The following is a 3,440-nucleotide window of genomic DNA, read 5'->3' as shown; positions in this document are numbered from 1 at the left end:
GAATATCAGTTCCACCAACGGTGCCAATCTCACATTGCGTGACGGTACGCCGCTGGGCGCCGCGTTCACTTACATTCCGACGGGCTACGCTGCCAATTCCAATCCCGCTGCGTTGGTGGCCAATGCCGGTCAGTACAATCTGACGTTGCCCTATACCGCGGATTACAGCAAAGGACTGTTGCGACCGTTGGGCAGCGCGCCTCGCATCGCTGCCGTCATGGCGGTCGCGCGCCGTGAAATGACGGAAAAACTAGAGTTATTCTCCGAGTTCTCCTATGGCGTCAACAGCGCCAAGGCGATCTTCAATCCGCTGCTGAACAACTATGTGGTACCGGCCTCGGCGCCGACCAATCCCTTCTTGCAGAGCGTGCGCGTCAGCATTCCGGACAACACTCAAAACAATGCCTTTGAGACTGAGTACACCAGCCGCCGCGCGGTGCTCGGCTTCATTTACGATCTGCCCGGCCATTGGAAGATGGAAGGCGATTACACCTGGAGCCAGGTGCAGAACCGGCTCGATGCGCACTACGCTCGTATCAACAACGCACTGGCGGTTGGCGCGATCAATCCGTTCGTCGATACGCTCGCTTTGCCACTCAACCTCAATCCATATATCAGCGGCCAGGACGGCACGCCGTACTTCTCCGCCGATTCGTACTTGCACGATGTGGGACTGCGCTTGTTCGGCCAGATCGGGCGTCTGCCTGCCGGTGCGCCGGTACTCACGGTGGGCCTGGGCTATCGCAAGGAAGGCATGGACCAGGGGCGCAATACGGGCATCAGCCCGGCGGCGCTGCCGACGGAGAACTTCGATCGCATTTATTTTCCGCAATCTCAGTATGTTTACAGCGCGTACGCCGAATCGTTGGTGCCGCTGGTGTCCGTCGCCAACGCAGTGCCTGGCGTGAAGGAGCTGGATCTGCAATTGGCGGTGCGTAGCGAGCGTTACACCACCGATAGCGGCACCGCCAGCGCGTTGGCCGGTTCTGGGGTAGAGCCGCAATACACACGGGTGCGTTATACATCGACCAACTACACGGCTGGATTGCGCTACGGCGTGGTCGACGGCGTAATGCTACGGGCCAGCTACTCGACGGCGTTTCTGCCGCCTACCTATTCGCAGTTGCTGCCAGGGTCGCTGGTTTCCATCACCACCGTGCAGGTGATCGATCCGCGCCGAGGCAACTCGACCTCGCTTGCCAACGTGCTCTCCGGCGGCAATCCAGACCTGGAGCCGACCGAGACCGACAACCTCAATCTGGGTGTGATTCTGGAACCGCCGTTCGCGCCTGGCCTGCGCATCAGCGCCGACTGGTTCCAGTTCAAGCAAGAGAACGTCATCGTCAGCCCCACGGTGCTGCAAATCGTCAACAGCGAAAGTTTGTTTCCGTCGCGTGTGACTCGCGAAGCGGCCGCGCCCGGCGATCCTTACGGAGTAGGTGCGATCACACTGATCGATCAGCGGCTGATCAATGGCACGCAGGCCGAGATCAGCGGTATCGACCTGGGATTGAGCTACACCCTGGACACCGACCAGTACGGTAGTTTCCAGTTCGCCGCTGCTGCGACCTTGTTCGATGACTACAAAATCCAGGCCGCGCTCGGGGCGCCTCTGGTGAACAAGGTCAATCGAGTGGCCGACAATGGCCCGCTGCGGGTCAAGGCCAATGCCTCGCTCACCTGGGATCGCGCCGGTTGGAATGCCGGGTGGTTGACCTACTACTTCGGTTCTTACGATCAGTACAACGAAGGCACCGACCTGTACGTGCGCGCCCAAGGAGGGAGCTCGGTGCCGAGCCAGGTGTTCCACGACATGACGGTCGGTTATCGATTTGCGCCGGCTGCGTCACGTTCGATCGCGGCCAGCCTGCTCGATGACGTGAGTGTGCAATTCGGCGTCAAGAATGTGTTCGACAAGGCGCCGGCCTTCGACGCGTTCTACTCGATCACGGCCTACTACAGTCCGTTTGGCGATCCGCGCATGCGCAGCTACTCGCTGTCCCTCTCCAAAGCTTTTTGATTCCATTGGGAAGCGGGGAGATGACAGAGAACACGCGTGCCCGTGCCAGGCGCTGGCCTTTGGGTTTGCTTGCAGGACTGTGCATCGTGGTGGCCGGTGGCGCTCATGCCAGCCGGCCAGTGCCGAGCGCCGCGCTTGATAGATACATCGAGCAAGCGCGGCGCGATTGGCAGGTGCCGGGGTTTGCGGTCGGTGTGATTCGCGACGGTGAAGTGGTGTACGCACGAGGCTTCGGCGTGCGAGAAGCCGGCAAGGATACGCCGGTCGACCTTCACACGCGCTTTCAGATTGGCTCGATGAGTAAGGCCTTCACCGCCGCGGCGCTTGGGCTGCTGGTGGACGACGGCAAGCTGAACTGGGACGACCCGGTCATCGATCATTTGCCGTGGTTTCGTTTGAGCGATCCATGGCTCACGCAACAGGTCACGATCCGCGATCTGGTTGGGCATCGGACTGGAATTTCTGGCGCCTATATCGCACCCATCTCTAACAACGAGATGGTGCGACGAGCGCGGTACGTTGAGGCGATCGCGCCGTTCCGCTCGGAATATCTCTACAGCAATCTCATGTATCGCGTCGCTGGGGCGGTCGTAGCCGAGGTGAGCGGCGGGACGTGGGAAGAGTTCGTTCGCACACGGATGTTTGCTCCACTGCAAATGAACGATAGCGGTGCGAGTCCGTACGATTTCTGGGACGCCGCTTACGTTGCTCCGTGCATGTACTGTCAAGCGCCTGCGGGCATCGCGAGTTTCTCGCAGGCGCGAGTGACCAACGTCGCGATGCCTCACCGGGTCACTCCGACAGGACCCACTCCGTTGCCGTGGCAATCGATCGGCCAGGACGGGTCATCCGGCGCGCTGGTGGCGAGCGTCACCGACATGTTGATGTGGTTGCAGATGAACCTACGCAACGGCGAGTACCACGGTAAGCGTTTCCTGCGCGAAGCCACGTTGCGAGAACTACACGCAACGCAGATGCAGCCGCGGACCGATTACGACTGGATCAAGACGCGTATCGAGCAAGTGGCGGGCAAGCCTCAGTACGCACCGGGCTACGCGATGGGCTGGCGCACCAGTCAGTATCGAAATCTAAAACTGCTGGACCACACCGGTGCCTTGGCCGCCAATCGTGCTTACGGCGCGCTATTGCCCGAGCGCGGCATGGGCGTTGTGATATTGGCGAACGCTCCAGGGCGCGGTAGTGGCGGCATGCACGAAGCCATTGCGCTACGTGTTCTGGATCTGCTGCTGGGGGCGCCGGCTCATGATTGGAGTCGGGATTTCCTGGAGGTGGTCGAGCGTGGCGAGCGCGAGCGGGAGACGGCCGAACAGCGCTTGCAACAGTCGAAGCTACCGGGGACACGGCCCTCGCTGCCGCTGGAAAGTTATGGTGGCGAGTATCAGAACGATTGGTTCGGGCG

The 3,440-nt window shown here is 60.9% G+C and carries 2 protein-coding genes; both read left to right on the top strand.

The window, feature by feature from the left end:
• On the top strand, positions 1-2,020 hold a 2,020-nt coding region (locus tag JNL55_RS00045), incomplete at its 5' end, for a TonB-dependent receptor domain-containing protein (protein ID WP_293848043.1).
• A 20-nt stretch (positions 2,021-2,040) separates the two neighbouring features.
• Positions 2,041-3,440, top strand: a 1,400-nt coding sequence (locus tag JNL55_RS00040) for a serine hydrolase domain-containing protein (RefSeq protein WP_293848042.1), incomplete at its 3' end; no start/stop codon positions are given.

Source organism: Steroidobacter sp. (assembly GCF_016790065.1).
In the GTDB taxonomy this organism is placed as follows: domain Bacteria; phylum Pseudomonadota; class Gammaproteobacteria; order Steroidobacterales; family Steroidobacteraceae; genus Steroidobacter.
Note: the sequence above shows the minus strand (reverse complement) of the source record. Positions and strands in the feature narration are given on the sequence as shown.